The organism is Streptomyces sp. NPDC001002, assembly GCF_053599215.1.
In genome coordinates this window covers 1-13,214 of the sequence record NZ_JBSFLV010000032.1, presented here as the reverse complement: position 1 = coordinate 13,214, position 13,214 = coordinate 1, and the positions used below count along the sequence as shown (strand labels likewise).

Annotated in this window: 10 protein-coding genes and 1 pseudogene; 1 reads left to right on the top strand and 10 read right to left on the bottom strand. The window is 69.0% G+C overall.

The genetic code is table 11. From position 1 onward, the window contains the following. Positions 1–47: 47 nt before the first annotated feature. The 3 genes from ACWDR3_RS16880 to ACWDR3_RS16870 are packed head-to-tail and all read right to left on the bottom strand — an operon-like array spanning position 48 to position 3,417. On the bottom strand, positions 48–797 hold the full coding sequence (locus ACWDR3_RS16880) for a succinate dehydrogenase/fumarate reductase iron-sulfur subunit (RefSeq protein WP_123996516.1): 750 nt from the start codon (positions 795–797) through the stop codon (positions 48–50). Beyond that, positions 794–2,743, bottom strand: a complete 1,950-nt coding sequence (locus ACWDR3_RS16875) for a fumarate reductase/succinate dehydrogenase flavoprotein subunit (protein ID WP_450353247.1) — start codon at positions 2,741–2,743, stop codon at positions 794–796. Before ACWDR3_RS16875 ends, ACWDR3_RS16880 begins: the two co-directional genes overlap by 4 nt. A gap of 2 nt (positions 2,744–2,745) precedes the next feature. Then, positions 2,746–3,417 carry a succinate dehydrogenase gene (locus ACWDR3_RS16870; protein ID WP_450353305.1) on the bottom strand — a complete coding sequence of 224 codons (672 nt, stop codon included), beginning with the start codon at positions 3,415–3,417 and terminating at the stop codon, positions 2,746–2,748. 119 nt (positions 3,418–3,536) lie between these two features. Between ACWDR3_RS16870 and ACWDR3_RS16865 the strand changes: the two genes are divergently transcribed. After that, entirely contained in the window at positions 3,537–4,424 is an 888-nt protein-coding gene (locus ACWDR3_RS16865; protein WP_450353246.1) for a LysR family transcriptional regulator, read from the top strand. A gap of 96 nt (positions 4,425–4,520) precedes the next feature. On the opposite strand, the gene ACWDR3_RS16860 is transcribed toward ACWDR3_RS16865, so the two are convergent. The 7 genes and pseudogenes from ACWDR3_RS16860 to ACWDR3_RS16830 form a co-directional block, all read right to left on the bottom strand. Further along, complete coding sequence (locus tag ACWDR3_RS16860; RefSeq protein ID WP_450353245.1) at positions 4,521–5,447, bottom strand: carbohydrate ABC transporter permease; 927 nt, start codon at positions 5,445–5,447, stop codon at positions 4,521–4,523. After that, positions 5,444–6,376 (bottom strand): carbohydrate ABC transporter permease, encoded by a 933-nt coding sequence (locus ACWDR3_RS16855; protein WP_450353244.1) that lies wholly within the window; start codon positions 6,374–6,376, stop codon positions 5,444–5,446. The genes ACWDR3_RS16860 and ACWDR3_RS16855 overlap by 4 nt, the downstream gene beginning before the upstream one ends. After that, the gene (locus ACWDR3_RS16850; protein ID WP_450353243.1) at positions 6,373–7,740 is read right to left on the bottom strand and encodes an ABC transporter substrate-binding protein; all 1,368 of its coding nucleotides are present in this window, start codon (positions 7,738–7,740) and stop codon (positions 6,373–6,375) included. The genes ACWDR3_RS16855 and ACWDR3_RS16850 overlap by 4 nt, the downstream gene beginning before the upstream one ends. 24 nt (positions 7,741–7,764) lie before the next feature. Beyond that, positions 7,765–8,862 carry an enolase C-terminal domain-like protein gene (locus ACWDR3_RS16845; RefSeq protein ID WP_450353242.1) on the bottom strand — a complete coding sequence of 366 codons (1,098 nt, stop codon included), beginning with the start codon at positions 8,860–8,862 and terminating at the stop codon, positions 7,765–7,767. Between the two features lie 59 nt (positions 8,863–8,921). Then, positions 8,922–12,173 (bottom strand): discoidin domain-containing protein, encoded by a 3,252-nt coding sequence (locus tag ACWDR3_RS16840; protein WP_450353304.1) that lies wholly within the window; start codon positions 12,171–12,173, stop codon positions 8,922–8,924. Positions 12,174–12,305: 132 nt separating this feature from the next. Next, positions 12,306–12,926 carry a FadR/GntR family transcriptional regulator gene (locus ACWDR3_RS16835; RefSeq protein ID WP_450353303.1) on the bottom strand — a complete coding sequence of 207 codons (621 nt, stop codon included), beginning with the start codon at positions 12,924–12,926 and terminating at the stop codon, positions 12,306–12,308. A 33-nt stretch (positions 12,927–12,959) separates the two neighbouring features. Beyond that, positions 12,960–13,040 (bottom strand): annotated as a pseudogene (locus tag ACWDR3_RS16830) (GntR family transcriptional regulator); the annotation flags it as partial. Between the last annotated feature and the right edge of the window lie 174 nt (positions 13,041–13,214).

Sequence of the window (13,214 nt, the reverse complement as noted above, 5' to 3'; positions counted from 1 at the left end):
CCACATCCGGCCCCGCCCGTCCGCACCCTCGGCGAACGTCTGCGGCGCTACCTCTTGGCCACCTTGCGCGTGGCCCGCAACCACTCCTTGTTCATGCTCGTGATGGACACCAGGGGAATTCCCTTGGGACAGGCGGTGGCGCACTCGCCGGCGAGTGTGCACCCGCCGAACCCCTCGTCGTCCATCTGCGCGACCATGTCGAGGACGCGGGTCTCGCGCTCGGGCGCGCCCTGCGGCAGCACGTTGAGGTGGTTGACCTTGGCCGAGGTGAACAGCATCGCCGCGCCGTTCGGACAGGCCGCCACGCACGCCCCGCAGCCGATGCACTCGGCGTGCTCGAAGGCGAAGTCGGCGTCCGGTTTCGGCACCGGGGTCGCGTGGGCCTCGGGCGCGGCGCCGGTCGGGGCCGTGATGTAACCGCCGGCCTGGATGATCCGGTCGAACGCGGAGCGGTCCACCACCAGGTCCTTGATCACGGGGAACGCCGACGCCCGCCAGGGCTCGATGTCGATCGTGTCGCCGTCCTCGAAGGACCGCATGTGCAACTGGCAGGTGGTGGTGCGCTCGGGGCCGTGCGCGTCGCCGTTGATGACGAGCGAGCAGGCACCGCAGATGCCCTCGCGGCAGTCGTGGTCGAAGGCGACCGGGTCCTCGCCCTTGAGGATGAGCTCCTCGTTGAGCGTGTCCAGCATCTCCAGGAAGGACATGTCGGAGGAGATGCCGTCCACCTCGTACGTGGACATGGCGCCGTCGGCGTCGGCGTTGCGCTGCCGCCAGACGCGCAGGGTGAGCTTCATGCGTAGCTCCGCTGAGTGGGGTGGACGTACTCGAAGACCAGGTCTTCCTTGTGCAGGACGGGAGCCTCGCCGGTGCCGGTGAACTCCCAGGCGGCCGCGTACGAGAACTCCTCGTCCCGGCGGGCCGCTTCGCCGTCCGGGGTCTGGGACTCCTCGCGGAAGTGGCCGCCGCAGGACTCGGCGCGGTGCAGCGCGTCGAGGCACATCAGCTCGGCCAGCTCCAGGTAGTCGACGACCCGATTGGCCTTCTCCAGGGACTGGTTGAACTCCTCGCCGGTGCCGGGCACCTTGATGCGGCGCCAGAACTCCTCGCGGATCTGCGGGATGCGCTCAAGTGCCTTGCGCAGTCCGGTGTCGCTGCGGGCCATGCCGCAGAACTCCCACATCAGCTCGCCCAGTTCACGGTGGAAGGAGTCGGGCGTACGGTCGCCGTCCACCGACAGGAGCAGGTTGAGCCGGTCCTCGGTGTCGGCCAACACCTCCTGGACCTCGGGGTGTTCGTCGGTGACCGCGCTCTGGTGCGGGTTGCGGGCGAGGTAGTCGTTGATGGTCGCGGGCAGCACGAAGTAGCCGTCGGCCAGCCCTTGCATCAGGGCACTCGCGCCCAGGCGATTCGCCCCGTGGTCCGAGAAGTTGGCCTCACCGATCGCGAACAGGCCCGGGACGCTGGTCTGGAGGTCGTAGTCGACCCACAGTCCGCCCATCGTGTAGTGCACGGCCGGGTAGATCCGCATCGGGACCGTGTACGGGTCCTCGGCGGTGATCCGGGCGTACATGTCGAAGAGGTTGCCGTACTTCTCCTCGACGGCCTTGCGCCCCATCCGCTGAATGGCGTCGGCGAAGTCGAGGTAGACACCCTGTCCGCCGGGGCCGACTCCCCTGCCCTCGTCGCAGACGTTCTTCGCGGCGCGGGAGGCGATGTCGCGCGGGACCAGGTTGCCGAAGGACGGGTAGATGCGCTCCAGGTAGTAGTCGCGCTCGTCCTCGGGGATCTGGTTCGCCGGACGCTCGTCGCCCTTGGCCTTCGGCACCCAGATCCGGCCGTCGTTGCGCAGCGACTCGCTCATCAGCGTCAGCTTGGACTGGTGGTCGCCGGTGCGCGGGATGCAGGTCGGATGGATCTGCGTGAAGCAGGGGTTGGCGAAGTGGGCGCCGCGCCGGTGCGCCCGCCAGACGGCGGTGGCGTTGGAGTTCATGGCGTTCGTCGACAAGTAGAAGACGTTGCCGTAGCCGCCGCTCGCCAGTACGACGGCATCGGCGAAGTAGGTGTCGATCTTCCCGGTGATCAGGTCACGGGCGACGATCCCGCGCGCCTTCCCGTCGATGACGATCAGGTCGAGCATCTCGGTGCGCGGGTGCATCTCGATGTTCCCGGCGGCGATCTGCCGGCTGAGCGCCTGATAGGCCCCGAGCAGCAGTTGCTGCCCTGTCTGGCCACGGGCGTAGAAGGTCCGGGACACCTGCACACCGCCGAACGACCGGGTGTCGAGCAGACCCCCGTACTCCCGGGCGAACGGCACGCCCTGCGCCACGCACTGGTCGATGATCTCGACCGAGATCTGCGCCAGGCGGTGGACGTTGGACTCGCGCGCCCTGAAGTCGCCGCCCTTGACGGTGTCGTAGAAGAGCCGGTGGATGGAGTCGCCGTCGTTGCGGTAGTTCTTGGCCGCGTTGATGCCGCCCTGGGCGGCGATGGAGTGGGCGCGGCGCGGGGAGTCCTGGTAGCAGAACTGGACGACGTGGTAGCCCTGTTCGGCGAGGGTGGCGCCCGCAGAGCCGCCGGCGAGGCCGGTGCCGACGACGATCACGGTGTGCTTGCGGCGGTTGGCCGGGTTGACCAGCTTGGCCTCGAAACGGCGGGTGTCCCAGCGGTCGTTGACCGGGCCGGTCGGGGCCTTGGTGTCGGCGACGGGTTCGCCGGTCGCGTAGTCCACGTAGGAAGTCATGTTCAGCTCACCACTCCGGTCATGACGCCCACGGGTACGGCGATGAAGCCGGCCGTGAGCAGCAGCGCGAGGGCATTGGCGGTGGTCTTGAGGGCGCGGTCGCGGGTGCGGCTGCCGGCTCCGAGGGTCTGGGCCGCGCTCCAGAAGCCGTGCTGGACGTGCAGGCCGAGCGCGAGCATCGCGACGATGTAGATGACGTTGCCGTACCAGGTGGAGAAGGTGTCCACGACGTTCTGGTACGGGTGGCCCTCCTGGAAGCCGCCGGAGTGCACGGTGCCGGTGGTCAGGTCCAGGATGTGCCAGACGATGAACAGGCCGAGGATGATCCCGCCCCAGCGCATGGTGCGCGTCGCGTAGCTGGACCGGGCCTTCTTGTGCACGTACTTGCTGGGCCGCGCCCTGATGTCACGGCGGCTGAGCTGGTAGGCGGAGACGGCGTGCGCGATCACGGCGACGACCAGGACGATCCGGATGAGCCAGAGCGTCCACTCGTAGTGCATGAAGGGCTCGCCGACGGTGCGCAGCCAGTGCGCGTAGTGGTTGAACTCGCCGGAACCGAAGAAGATCTTCAGGTTCCCGATCATGTGGACGACCAGGTAGAGCAGCATGATCAGGCCGCTGACGGCCATCACGGTCTTCTTGCCGACGGAGCTGTCCCACACGGTCCGCGCCATCGACGGCCGTCGGTCCGTCCGCGTTGCCAGAGCCATGCCACCGACGCTAGGCCTCCGCATGCCGATCGGTCCAAGACATGGTCCGGCTTGATTCGATAGGCAGCGGCTATGGTACGAGTATGCAGTTCCAGCAGCTCCAGTACTTCGTGGCGGTCGCCGAGACGCGGCACTTCACCCGGGCCGCCGACCTGGTCCATGTCGCCCAGCCCTCCCTCTCCCAGCAGATCAAGGCGCTGGAGCGGGAGCTGGGGGCGGATCTGTTCCTGCGGGCGCGCGGCAACATCAGCCTCACCGACGCCGGCGAGGCGCTGCTGCCGCTGGCCCGCCGCATCCTGGCCGACGCGGACACGGCCCGGCACGAGGTGCAGGAGCTGGTGCAGCTGCGGAGTGGGCGGGTGCGGCTGGGGGCGACGCCGAGTCTGTGCACGGGCCTGCTGCCGGATGTGCTGCGCGCCTTCCACGACCGGTATCCCGGGATCCGGCTGCTGATCGAGGAGAGCGGTTCGCACGACCTCGTACGGGAGCTCGCGCGCGGGGCGCTGGATCTCGCGCTCGTCGTGCTGCCGCTGCCGACGCCGTCTCCGGCGCTGACGACGGTGGAGCTGTTGCGGGAGGACCTGGTGGTGGTGTCCTCACCGGAGGCGTCGGCGCCGGGTGGGCCGGGGCGGCGGACCGTCCGGATCTCCGACCTGGAGGGTGAGCGGCTGGTGATGTTCCGGCATGGATATGACCTGCGGGAGTTGACGGTCGCGGCTTGTCGTTCAGCGGGGTTCGAGCCGACGTTCTCCGTCGAGGGAGGTGAGATGGACGCGGTGTTGGGGTTCGTGCGGGCGGGGTTGGGGGTGGCTGTGGTGCCTCGGATGGTGGCGGCGCGGTCGGGGCGGGGGTTGCGGGTTACTCCGTTGGCTCGGCCGGGGTTGTCGCGGACGATCGCGCTGGCGCACCGGAGTGATGTGGCTCCGCCTCGGGCGGCTCGGGAGTTGCAGAGGATGTTGTTGGAGGGGTGAGGGATCGTTGTTGTCCGCGGGTGCGTCGTGGCTGGTCGCGCAGTTCCCCGCGCCCCTGACGGGGCGCTGCAGCACCGCCCCGTTGAATAGCACCGTTCATTCCTTCGTTGACCCTGCCAACATGCCTGACACCAAGGTGCGTTGGGAGAACAAGAACAGGACCAGGACCGGCAGGATCGCGACGATGATCGCCAGTGCCAGTTCGGGGATGGTGATGTTGAGGCCCGCTCCTGCCACCGGGTTGAACGACGGGGTGGACGTGAGGAGTTGGTTCAGGCCCACCTGGACCGGGAACTGCTTGCTGTTCGGCAGGACCAGGTAGGGGAGGAAGAAGTTGTTCCAGTTGCCCACGAAGCTGAAGAAGGCGACCAGGCCGATCACCGGCTTCGCCAGCGGCAGCGCGATCCGCGCGAAGAGCTGCCATTCGTTGCAGCCGTCGATCCGTGCCGCCGACAGCAGGTCTCTCGGCAGGCTGCTGCCGAAGTAGATGTACACGAGGTACACGCCGAACGGGTAGAACGAGAAGGGCAGGATCACCGACCAGACCGTGCCGATGAGGTGGAAGCGGTTCAGCTCCAGGAAGACCGGGAGCACCAGGGTCGCCTGCGGCATGATCATGGTGACCAGCGTGATCACGAGCAGGGTCTTGCGGCCCTTGAACTTCGTCAGCGCCAGGGCGTAGCCGGCCGGGATGCTGACGGCCAGGGTCAGGACGAGTGAACCGCCCGAGTAGATCGCCGAGTTGCGCAGCCAGGTGAGCATCGCGCCGTCCTGGAAGGCGAACAAGTGTCGCCAGGCCGCGCCGATCTGGTGGAACGAGCCGAAGGAGAGCGGGTTGTCCCGCACCGCCTCACCGGCCGTCTTGGACGGGGCCAGCAGCAGCCAGATCACCGGCAGGACGAAGAACACCAGCAGGAAGGCCAGCAGCAGGGCCACGACCAGGAAGGAGAGGGCTCGGGACGGCCGGACGCGGCGGATCGCCGGTGCCGTCGCCGTTGCCGGGGAGAGAGTTGAGGGCGTCATGACTCATCCAACTTGAACAGGTTCGAGCGGGCGACCAGCAGGCCCGCGGCCAGGAGGCCCACGACGAGGAGCACGACGGAGATGGCTGCCGCGCCGTTGAAGTCGCCCTGCTGGAAGGCGTAGACGTAGGCGAGTTGGTTGGGTGACCAGGTGGGGCTCACGCGGCCGAGGCTGGCCGTCTGGAGCAGTTGGGGCTCGACGAAGAGCTGGGTGCCGGTCGCGAAGGCCATGATGGTCATGTAGACGATCCACTGCCGGATCATCGGGATCTGGATGTGCCAGGCGGTGCGCCAGGGGCCCGCGCCGTCCATGCGGGCGGCTTCGAGCACCTCGTCGGGGATGTTGTTGAGCGCCCCGTACATCACGACCATCCAGCCGCCCGCGCCCGTCCAGAAGGCGATGAGCATGAGGATCAACGGCAGGTTGCCGGGGGCGAGTACGGCCGCGAAGGTCTGCATGCCCAGGCTCTTCAGGAGCCAGGACACCGGGCTGACGTCCGGGTCGAGCATGAACAGCCAGACCAGGACGCTGGCCACCCCGGCGAGGGCGCCGGGGATGTAGTAGAGGAAACGGAAGAGGGCCGAGGTGGCGGGGCGGACCCGGCTGCGCAGGATCACCGCGGTCAGGACGACCAGGACCACGAGGGCGACCAGCCACAGCACCAGGTAGACGAGCATGTGCCCGAAGGCCGGCCCGAAGCGGTAGTCCTGGACGACCTTGACGAACTGGTTGAAGCCGGTGAACTGGCCCTGGTCGTTGGTGAACGCCAGGTAGAAGGAGTACGCGGTCGGTACGACCCCGAAGGCGAGCAGCAGCAGCGTGTAGCCGATGACGAAGTAATAGCCCGCGCGGCCGCCGGCCCTGCGCCGCGCGGTGGTGCCGCGGCGCAGGGAGGAGACGGCGACGCGCTCGGTCTCCAGCAGGGTCACTGGTCGGCCACCTTGTAACCGTGCGCCTTCGCCTCGTTGGCGATCTCCTTCTGCCAGGCCGGGAGGGTCTCGGTGAGGCTCTTGCCGGCGGTGAGGGCGGGCAGGACGACGCTGGACCAGGCGGTGGAGTCCGAGAACCGGGTGTTCGACCAGCCGGTCCACACCTCGTTCGCGGCCTGCTCGAAGGCCTCGCTCACGTCATTGGCGAAGTAGTCGCTGTTGGCCGGGTTCTTGAGCCAGGCCTGCGCGGCGGCGGTGTACGCGGGGTAGGTGGGCGCGGACGCCTGGTTCTCGTCGGACGTGGTCAGCCAGGTGACCAGGTCCGTGGACGCCTTGAGGTTGGCGCTGTGCGAGGACACCATCCAGACCCCGCCGCCGACGTTGCCGGTGGCCGCCTTGGTCTCCCCCTGCCAGGTCAGCGGGGGTGCCGCCGCGATCTGCTTGGCGGGGGCGTTGAACGCGGCCTTGAAGAGGTACTGGCCGTACCAGGACGGGCCGTACGCCATCAGGACCTTGTTGCCGCTCTCCTTGGCGAAGCCCTGGCTGAAGAAGCCCTTGGTGGTGACGGCCTTGGCGTCGATCAGACCGTCCAGGAGCTTCGCCGTGCGGGTGCAGTTCACGTCCTGGAGGTCGGTGCGCAGGGTGTCCGGCTTCACCAGGTCGAAGGCCGGGCACTGGCCGGACCAGAAGTACGACTCATGGGAGTTGGTGTCACCGACCGAGCCGACGAGGTAGCCGGGGTGCTCCTTGGCCACCTTCTTGCCGAGGGCCTCGTACTCCTCCCAGGTGGTGGGGACCTGGTAACCCCACTTGTCCATGAGGGACTTGTTGTACCAGAGCACCACCTGGGCGATGTCGTTGCGCAGGCAGTAGGTGTGGCCGTCGAACTGACAGGGCGTCAAAGAGCCCTTGGCGAAGCCGTTCAGCGTGTTCTGCGGGACGAGCTTGTCGTCCAGCGGGGCGGCGAACGGCTGCACTCCCGGCTTGGTCGGCTCCGAGGCCCAGGTCACGTCGGTGGGCGAGCCGAACACCACGTCCGGCCAGCCGCTGCCGGTCCGGTCGAAGAGCTGCACCTTGGACTGCAGGTACGTCGAGCCGTCGGCACCGCCGTCGTACGTGACGATGTCCATCTTCACGTCCGGGTGCGCCTTCTGGTACTTCTGCACCGACGGCAGCCGGGTCGAGTCCGCCCAGACGGTGATCTGCGAACCGTCCTTCTGCGCGGCCGGCTTGAAGCTCGACTGGTCCGAGGAGGACCGGGAGGTGGTGTCGGCGCTGGCGCAGCCGGCCAGAAGTGCCGCGGTGGTCAGGGAGAGCGCGGCGGCGGCCGTGCGCAGAGCTCTGGTGGACGTGAAAGACGTCATCGTCTTGCCTTTCTGTTCTTGCCGTCAGCGCGGCTGTTCGACGTACAGCAGCAGTTCGCTGCCGTAGCCGAGGTCGAGGGGTAGTGCGATGCCGGGTGCCGTGGGGGCGTGCACCAGGCCCTGGGCGTCGACGTGGCGCTCGCGCACCACCCGGGTCGCGGTCACCAGGGACTCGTAGTAGGTGGTGTTGGAAATCGCCATGCACAGGTGGTGGTTGGGGATGTCCGAGCCGTGCACCTCGGCCCGCAGCCGGTAGGCGTCGGCGAGGTGGGCGGTGCGCATGGCGCCGGTGATGCCGCCGCGCAGGTTGGTGCTGGCCCGTACGCCGAAGGTGGCGGCGCCCGCGCGGATGAAGTCGGCGGAGTTCATGTGGACCCCGTCGGAGGTCTCGGCCACCAGCAGCGGGACGTCCACGGTCTCGGCCAGCTGCCGGTACGCGGAGACGCTGAACTCGCGCATCGGCTCCTCGTACCAGAGGTAGTCCGCCTCGGAGAGCGCCCGGCCCACGCGGATCGCGTCCGGCAGGTCGAAGCCGGCCGAACCGTCGTACATCAGCGGCACGTCCGGGCCGACGTGCTCCCGCAGGGCCAGGCACAGCTTCGCGTCCCTGCGGGCGTCGCCCCAGGCGTGCAGTTTGATCCCCTGGTAGCCGAGTTCCAGGCACTGGTCGGCCACGTCGAGGAACTCCTCGGTGGAGGAGAACGTCGAGGTGGAGGCGTAGGCGGGGATGGATTCCCGGAAGCCGCCGAGCAGGCGCCAGACCGGTTCGCCGTGGTAGCGGCCGGCCAGGTCCCACAGGGCTATGTCGATCAACCCCAGGGTGGGGAGCGGGAGTTCGTGGATGCGGTCCAGCTCCCACACGCGGTGCCACAGCCACTCCCGCTGGAACGGGTCGGCGCCGGTCAGCTCCTCCCGGAAGACCCGGTCCACCAGATCCGTGAGCGTGCTGAACGCTCCCGGGCGGGCGAACAGGGCCACCCCTTCGACGCCCTCGTCGGTCCCGATGCGCAGCACCGCGCCGTCGCCGGCCGGAGCGCTTCCGCTCAGCCCGTTCCGCCAGCGGAAGGGCGGGGCGGCCGCCGGAACGTCGATCCGGTGTACTTCGACATGGGTGATCTTCATCCTGGCTTTCGTCTCTGTGTGGGAGGAGCCGGCCGGGTGCCGGTCGCCGGGCGCGTGGCTCAGAAGCCGCCGTACGCCTGGAGTTCGTAGATGCTGCCGCCGTTCCAGTTGGAGCCGGTGACGGTCAGGCGCAGATAGCGGGCGGTGACGGGGGTGTCGGCGAAGGCGTAGTCGACCTGGGTGGTGGTGCTGTCGGCGGTGTGGTCCTCGAACGTCGACCAGCTCTGACCGTCGGTGGAGTACTCCAGGCGGTACTTGTAGCCGCTGGCCAACTCGAAGGTCGTGACCACGGCGGACACGGTGGTGTCCTTGCCGAGGTCCACCTGGAGCCAGGACGGGTCGGGGAGTCCCAACCCCTGGGCCCAGCGCGTCGAGAGGTTGCCGTCGAGGGCCTTCGCGGGGGCGTAGCCGTCCGACTCGGAGGACGCGGTCGCCGTCTTGTTCAGGGCCAGGTTGTCGTCGGCCGGGGTGGTGAACTCCGCCGCCGGGCTGGGCTCGGAGGTGTTGAGTCCGGCGTCCCTGGCCACGACGGTGAAGGAGTACGCCGTGGCCGGCTTGAGGTTCGCGACCCGCCAGGTCGTCTTGTCCGTGACGCCGATCCGCTGGCCGTCCTGGTAGACGACGTAGCTGGTCACGCCGGTGTCGTCGGTGGCGGCGGGCCAGTCGACGTCCACCAGGCTGGGCAGCAGCGCCTTGACGGTGGGCTTGCCCGGGCTGGTGGGCGCGGTGTGGTCGGAGCCGGGGGCGCGGGCGGTGCCGTAGACCTGGAAGTCGTAGATGCTGCCGCCGTTGCCGCTGGAGCCGGTCACCGTGAGCCGGACGAAGCGGCCCGCGACCGGGGTGTCGGTGTGCGCGTAGTCGGTCTGCGCCGTGGTGTTGTCGGCGGTGCGGTCCGCGAGGGTCGTCCAGTGGACCTCGTCGGGCGACACCTGGATGCGGTACTTGTAGCCGCTGCTCTTCTCGAAGGTGGTGACGGCGCCGCTCACGTCGTACGAGGCGCCGAGGTCGACCTGGATCCAGGACGGGTCGGGCAGGCCGAGGCCCTGGGCCCAACGGGTCGACAGATCACCGTCGTTCACCTTCGCCGGGACGTTGCCCTCGGAGTCGGAGGACGCGGTGACCGGCTTGTTCAGGGCCAGGTCCGTGCCGTCCGGCATAGTGACCTGCACGGCCTTGCTCGGCGCGGACTCGTTGCCGGCCGCGTCACGGGCGGTGACGGTGAAGGTGTACGTGCGTCCCGCCGTGAGGCCGGAGAGGCGTACGGAGGTCTTGCCGGAGGCGTTGACCAGCTTGCCGTCCTGGCGGACCGAGTAGCCGGTGACGCCGGTGTCGTCCGTGGCGGCGGCCCAGGTGAGGTCGGCGACGGTCGGGAAGTCGGTCGTCGCGGTCGGGGTGCCGGGGGCGGTGGGCGCCTTGTGGTCGGTGACCACGGGGCCCGGGTCGAGGTGCCGGTAGGGCGCCTGGAGACCGGCGTTGTTGACGATCGAGGCGGGCAGCTGGTCGCAGGCGCCGACCGTGATGTTGCCGTTGACGTCGTTGTTCTTGCTCAAGTACTGGACGCTGAAGGCGGGTTGGGTCGTGTAGTTGCCCTTGGCCGTGTTGTCCTCGGCGTGGTTCATCAGCAGCCACTGGAAGGTGACGTCGCAGAAGGCGTTGCCGGTGTTGGTCCAGTGGCGGCTGCCCTCGTCGTGGTAGACCGCGCCGTAGGCGGGGCCCGGGACCCCGTGGATGTAGTTGCCGGACACCGTGCCGCCGGGGTTGTTGCTGAGCGTGTAGATCGCTCCGCCGTCGGCCTGCGACTTCATGATGTCGCTGATCTCGTTGTCGGTGACGACGGTGTTCCGGCTGATGGTGGGGGTGTCGGAGACCGGGACGCCGGCGTTGTTCGGGTAGGCCGAGTTGCCGCCCTGGTCGGTCAGGCCCCAGCCCCAGCCGACGGAGATGCCGGAGTAGGGCAGGTCGTAGACCTTGTTGTGGGTGATCACCGTGGAGTCGGTGTAGCCCGCCAGGATGCCGAGGGAGCCGTTGTACTGATCGGCGACCTTGGTCACGACGTTGTTGTCGACCCGCGTGTCCTTGGTGATGTCCCGCGGGTCGTCGGGGTGGGCGTCGCCCCACTCGACCCCGCCGATCTGGATGCCGGTCGCGGCGATCTGGCGGAAGACGTTGCCGGTGATGGTCGTGTGCTGCGTACCGGTGTTGAGGTTCAGGCCCACCGCGCCGAGGTGGGTGAAGGTGTTGCCGGTGAACTCGACGCCCTCGCCGTGGCTGACGTTGACGGCCCCGGGTGTCTTCTTCCACTTCAGGCGCGTGGAGTCGAAGTCCGGGTTGTCCTTGCCGACCATCCGGAAGCCGGCCTGGCCCTCGATGAACCCGTCGGACGAACTCGGCTCCAGCCAGGTGGAGTAGGAGAAGGTGATGCCCTGGAAGGACACGTTCGCGACGGGGTTCGCACGGGTGCCGTTCAGGTCGACCAGGTCCTGGACCACGGGCACGGTCACGTCGGCGGTCTTCATGTTCTCGCCCTGCTCGGGCTGGTAGTAGACGTAGCCTGCGCTCTTGTCGAGGTACCACTCCCCCGGGCTGTCCAGCAGCTCGCGGGCGTTCTCCAGCCAGGTCGGGTTCTGGATCTCCTGGCCGCTCTGGAGGTGGGCGTTGTTCCAGCACGGCTGCTGCATCGTCATGGCGTTGCCGGAGATCGACGCCACGGGGCAGCGCATGAGCTTCCAGCCCCAGGAGCTGACCACTTCGAGGTCCGAGGGGCGCTTGTACGCGCTGATGGCGGAGTCGGTGAAGGTGTAGCCGGTGGACGTCTTGCTGAAGCCGGCGGGGTTCTTCCCGCTGCGGGCCCGGGTCCTCAACTCGCCGTTCACATAGAGCTGTCGGGTGTCCAGGCCGGTCAACTTCGCCTTGTAGACCTTCCCTTCGGCATCCGCCTTGGTCCAGCCGGTGACCTGCTTGCCGCCGCTGATCACCGGGTGCGCGCCGGGTGCGGCTTCATAGACGATCCGCTGCCCGTCCGTGCCGGAGTCCTTGGCGGTCAGGGCGAAGGTGCGACTGAGCTGGTACGTCCCGGACTTGAGCCGGACGTGGATGTCGCCGCGCACCTTGGACTTGGCGTCGCGCACGTAGTCCCGTGCGTGTTCCAGGGTCCTGAAAGGGTGGTCGGCGGTGCCGCGGCCGGTGTCCCTGCCGGTCGGGGAGACGTAGACGGTGAGGCCCGACGGCCGCGCGGCGGCCTGGGCGGAGGTGACGGTCAGGGGCGCCGCCGCGGCGGCCAGGGACACGGCGGCTATGAGGACTCTTCGCAGCGGCACACGGCGGCCTCTGCGCGCAGACGGAACAGACACGGAAATCCAATCGCCTGGAGGATGTGGCGCGGGAGGCCGGTCGTCCACCGGCCTCCCCGGACGTCGGTCGGGGGGCGCCCGTACGAGGTCGGCCTAGGAGGCCGACGTCTGCGGGGGCAGCGAGGAGTCGCCGGGACCGGCGCTCGTCGAGGGCCGCGCGGGTGCCCCGGGGGCGGCGCGGTCACCGAGGTTGAACAGCCGGTCGCGGATCTTCCGCTCGAACTGGGTCCGCGTGGTGGCGATGTGCTCCACCATCAACTCGCTCGCGAGATCGGCCTCCCCCGCGGCGACCGCCTCTGCGATGGCGAGGTGCTGTCGTGCGGCGACCTCCAGCGAGCCGGGGGCGTCGCCGTGGAAGAGCAGCACGTCGGACTGGGAGGCGAGGCGCCGTACGCCGGCCACGCTCGACCTCAGGAACACGTTGTGGGAGGCGGCGCCCACCGCGTCGTGGAAGGCCTCGTCGGCCCGGGCGAAGGCGTGCGCGTCGCCGCGCCGGCCCGCCGTCAGTGAACTCTCCGCGCTCTCCCGGATGGTGCGGACCTCGATCGGGGTGGCGAGCCCCGCGGCCCGGCGGGCCGTCTCCGACTCGATCACCGTGCGGTACTCCAGGAGCATCAGGACGTCGTCCATGCTCGTCGGGCGGAAGTGCGCCAGGTGATCGTCCACCAGCCCGCCGGAGGCCTCCGCGACGAAGATGCCGGCGCCTCTGCGCACGCTCAACCGGCCGATGGCGGCCAGGACTTTGACCGCCTCCCGGGTGACGTTGCGGGAGGCGCCCAGGACTTCGGCCAGTCCCTGCTCCGTGGGGAGCCGGTCGCCCGGGCGCAGGTTCTGCTCGGCGATGTACTCCAGCAGCTGCTCGGCGACGAGTTCGTACCCCGGCCGGTAGGGACCCTCGGCCCCCGGTGCTCACGTACGCCTCGGTGTTGTACCAGAGCACCAGCCCCGCGGCCTGCGTGAACGTCCGCGGCCGAGCCTCGACGGTGACCTCGGCCTCCGCCC

Bases quoted from the DNA above. Each gene is read 5' to 3' on its own strand.
- ACWDR3_RS16870 (WP_450353305.1), bottom strand. From the start codon at position 3,417: ATGGCGCGGACCGTGTGGGACAGCTCCGTCGGCAAGAAGACCGTGATG.
- ACWDR3_RS16880 (WP_123996516.1), bottom strand. From the start codon at position 797: ATGAAGCTCACCCTGCGCGTCTGGCGGCAGCGCAACGCCGACGCCGAC.
- ACWDR3_RS16850 (WP_450353243.1), bottom strand. From the start codon at position 7,740: ATGACGTCTTTCACGTCCACCAGAGCTCTGCGCACGGCCGCCGCCGCG.
- ACWDR3_RS16865 (WP_450353246.1), top strand. From the start codon at position 3,537: ATGCAGTTCCAGCAGCTCCAGTACTTCGTGGCGGTCGCCGAGACGCGG.
- ACWDR3_RS16860 (WP_450353245.1), bottom strand. From the start codon at position 5,447: ATGACGCCCTCAACTCTCTCCCCGGCAACGGCGACGGCACCGGCGATC.
- ACWDR3_RS16875 (WP_450353247.1), bottom strand. From the start codon at position 2,743: ATGACTTCCTACGTGGACTACGCGACCGGCGAACCCGTCGCCGACACC.
- ACWDR3_RS16845 (WP_450353242.1), bottom strand. From the start codon at position 8,862: ATGAAGATCACCCATGTCGAAGTACACCGGATCGACGTTCCGGCGGCC.